This window comes from Metallibacterium sp., from assembly GCF_054637675.1.
In genome coordinates, this window is the sequence record NZ_JBTSRB010000108.1 from 1 (window position 1) to 2,992 (window position 2,992).

Sequence of the window (2,992 nt, forward strand, 5' to 3'; positions counted from 1 at the left end):
TAGCCATACTATTAATAGTTAAGTCCCTGCGGCGTAAATCATCTTCAATAGATACATTATCCGTTAAAAAAATAAACCCCTTATATCCTATGCCTTGTTTTCGTTCTTGTCTGGCAAGCGCATATTCATAATTATCAGGGGACAATAAAACAGGAAAATCCTTACCTATCTCTTTAAAGCCTATTTTATATAAATTGTCTAATTGTTCTTTGGTAATGTTTGTAATAACATAATCTATATCGTGAGGCTCTAATCCCAATAAACAATCCCTAACAGCACCGCCGACTATATATAAACCGATGTTTAGAGATAATATATATTGATTAAAATGATTATGTTTAGCCTTATGGATTAAATTATCAATGTTATTGTTTTGCATAACCCCCCATTTCTTCAATAATTTTACCTGCATTAATTTTACAATATTTTCTCAATTCCAAATTAAAACTTGCTATCTTTTTTTCATTCATCGTTCTTGAGATAGCCGAAGCTCCGTAAAACCTCTTTGTAATAGCTTCGGCATCCTTGTCTAAAAATTGAGATAGCACGACTTCGTTTAGAATATCACCTGCGCCTTTCATTGCAAGCAACCGGATAAAATTATCCAAGCTCCTGTAATGCCGTGTGTTTTTTTCGTATAGCTCCCTTGCGACTTCCAGCGTTGATATTTCGTTTAGGGATAAGTGGACTATTATTTCCTGCTTATATGTTGACATTTACGGCTTTCTCTTAAAATCGCTTATATTGGATATTTTAGCCTGTGCGGGCGTTACTATCCCCGATTTAGCCGCTTTCATATCCGTTACCTGTTTTAGATAGCCATCTTTGAAGTCTTTGTTTGGTTGATATGAAAAGACTACATGATTTTCATTGATTACTACCGATTCATTTTCCGGCATAACCAAAAGTGGTATTAGATGTGCGCCATCTGCCATTAGTCCGATTAAAAGCGGATTTTGTAATTCAATAAGACCGTCAGCAGTGTTTGTTGATACTACATCGCCTATAATAGTGCCTACGCCTATAACATTGTAGCAACGGATTAATTCCATTTTAAAGCCTCCTTTAAAGTTGATTGATTAATTCAATTATTTTTTCTTTTATTGTAATTTTCTCGTCCGGCAGTTCCCATTTCTGAATTATATAGAGATTACATTTCTTCGCTATTTTAACTTGTAAGTCGTGGTCTTTGACATACTGCAGGGCGTAGCCGTCCTGTTTCACGGCTTCCAAACATATCGCTTCAGTCTGGTCTTTGACATACTGCAGGGCGTAGCCGTCCTGTTTCACGGCTTCCAAACATATTGCTTCAGTCTGGTCTTTGACATACTGCAGGGCGTAGCCGTCCTGTTTCACGGCTTCCAAACATATCGCTTCAGTCTGGTCTTTGACATGCCGCAGGGCGTAGCCGTCCTGTTTCACGGCTTCCATTATTTCTTTTTCAGTCTTTTTCATTTGATTTCTCCTTTAAAGTTGATTAAATAATTATTCCATACTTCTACATCGGTTTTATCATCGTCCATTATAGTATTAAGCATTAATTCCCGTCGTTTTGCGTATCTTGCGTTGAAATTATTGATATTGCTATGGGCGTAAGAATGGCAAACATGGCAAAGGGTAACGAGATTATAAATATTCCAACGGGTTTTTAAATACCTGCGTTGATGCGATATGATGAACATCATTGCCGAATAATCCGCATATCTGGCATACTCCTTTATCCCGTTTTAATGCTAATTCACATTGTTTGTTTATCATATTTTCTCCTTTAAATTATTATTATTTTTAATTCTGGGTATTTATATTCAAACATTTTTTGCTTAATAGTAAATTCTCTGGTTTTTATTCCTTTGCAGTCAATTATTCCCTCATGTCCGTCTTTATATTTTACAAGAAAATCGGCGATGTATTTTATTGAGCGTATCTTTTTCCCGTTCTTAACATATGCCGGTTGCAATTCAAATTCGGGTTGAGGAAATATGCTTATCACTTCGCCAGATTTTTGTAATAATCCGAGTTTATAAGCATATTCGGCTTCTTTTTTAGAAGCGTAAATCCTGCCGTTATATTCGGTTTTCTGCGCTTTATATTTATTATAAGGGTCATCAGCTTCGGTTTCGTAAGATGAAATTTTATTGTGAAATTCTAATAAAATATTCTGACTTTTCTTATCGTTTTTAACCGCTTCCGCCTGTTTCGGAAATAATTTTTTAAACTGTGCCCAGCTTATTGACATAAGTCTTTCTCCTTTTTGTAACATTCACACAATCCGTGTTCTCGGCATAGAGTTGCCCTCTTTTCATCCACTTCATATATGCAAACATAGCCGATTTTATTTAATACACTTTTGCCGTCCACAAGCGGATGTGAATATAGTGGCAAATGATACTCGCAAGCACAACAGCATTGATTCCATTTCGGGTCGTTTAGATAACATTCTATTGACATTTTACGCCCTCCTATCTATACAAAAACAGTAATCGCCGGTTTCTGCGAATAACTTTTCCTCTTTTTCCGCCATTTGTTTTAACCATTCCCGCCTTTGTTCTTCGGTCATTGGATTTTCTACCGTGCCTTTTCTGCCTCTCTTTTTGCCTTTACGGTAATCCCTTTGCCACTCAGCCATATATCCCTTGTGGTCTTGATACCACTTTGAAGCACGTGCGCTTATCTTCTCTTTGTTTTTTTGATAGTATTTTTGTTTTGATTCTTGCTTTGGTTGCATTTGAAAGTCCTCCCCTAATTAGTTTTATAATTTTAATAACCATTCTTTCGCCTCTGCAACCGTATCAAACGGCTTTGAAAATGCTATCGGTTTATGCACTAAATCTGTAAATTGTGCTAAACCGTCTTGATATTCCGGCGCAAAAGAACTGACTGAATTGTAAAATTCTATGCGGATATACGGAATTTCTATAATCCGAATACAGTTAATCTTTTCTAAATTGACAAACTCGTTTTCGTTAATTTTAATAAATTGCGACATTTTTAA

Annotated in this window: 6 protein-coding genes and 1 pseudogene; all 7 read right to left on the bottom strand. The window is 35.9% G+C overall.

What is annotated here, in order from left to right:
• Positions 1-379: pseudogene (locus ACYDAT_RS16000) on the bottom strand (hypothetical protein); the annotation flags it as partial.
• Complete coding sequence (locus ACYDAT_RS16005; protein ID WP_461451425.1) at positions 366-716, bottom strand: hypothetical protein; 351 nt, start codon at positions 714-716, stop codon at positions 366-368. The pseudogene ACYDAT_RS16000 and the gene ACYDAT_RS16005, both read right to left, overlap by 14 nt.
• Entirely contained in the window at positions 717-1,052 is a 336-nt protein-coding gene (locus ACYDAT_RS16010) for a hypothetical protein (RefSeq protein ID WP_461451427.1), read from the bottom strand.
• 13 nt (positions 1,053-1,065) lie between these two features.
• Positions 1,066-1,455: a DUF4116 domain-containing protein gene (locus tag ACYDAT_RS16015; protein ID WP_461451429.1), complete on the bottom strand. Its 390-nt coding sequence runs from the start codon at positions 1,453-1,455 to the stop codon at positions 1,066-1,068.
• A 313-nt stretch (positions 1,456-1,768) separates the two neighbouring features.
• A complete protein-coding gene (locus tag ACYDAT_RS16020) occupies positions 1,769-2,260 on the bottom strand; it encodes a DUF1064 domain-containing protein (protein WP_461451430.1) in 492 nt (163 codons plus the stop codon).
• 189 nt (positions 2,261-2,449) lie between these two features.
• Positions 2,450-2,725, bottom strand: a complete 276-nt coding sequence (locus ACYDAT_RS16025) for a hypothetical protein (RefSeq protein WP_461451432.1) — start codon at positions 2,723-2,725, stop codon at positions 2,450-2,452.
• A 24-nt stretch (positions 2,726-2,749) separates the two neighbouring features.
• Positions 2,750-2,992, bottom strand: a 243-nt coding sequence (locus ACYDAT_RS16030) for a hypothetical protein (RefSeq protein WP_461451434.1), incomplete at its 5' end; no start/stop codon positions are given.

Coding starts and splice junctions, on each gene's coding strand:
- ACYDAT_RS16005 (WP_461451425.1), bottom strand. CDS start 716: ATGTCAACATATAAGCAGGAAATAATAGTCCACTTATCCCTAAACGAA.
- ACYDAT_RS16010 (WP_461451427.1), bottom strand. CDS start 1,052: ATGGAATTAATCCGTTGCTACAATGTTATAGGCGTAGGCACTATTATA.
- ACYDAT_RS16015 (WP_461451429.1), bottom strand. CDS start 1,455: ATGAAAAAGACTGAAAAAGAAATAATGGAAGCCGTGAAACAGGACGGC.
- ACYDAT_RS16020 (WP_461451430.1), bottom strand. CDS start 2,260: ATGTTACAAAAAGGAGAAAGACTTATGTCAATAAGCTGGGCACAGTTT.
- ACYDAT_RS16025 (WP_461451432.1), bottom strand. CDS start 2,725: ATGCAACCAAAGCAAGAATCAAAACAAAAATACTATCAAAAAAACAAA.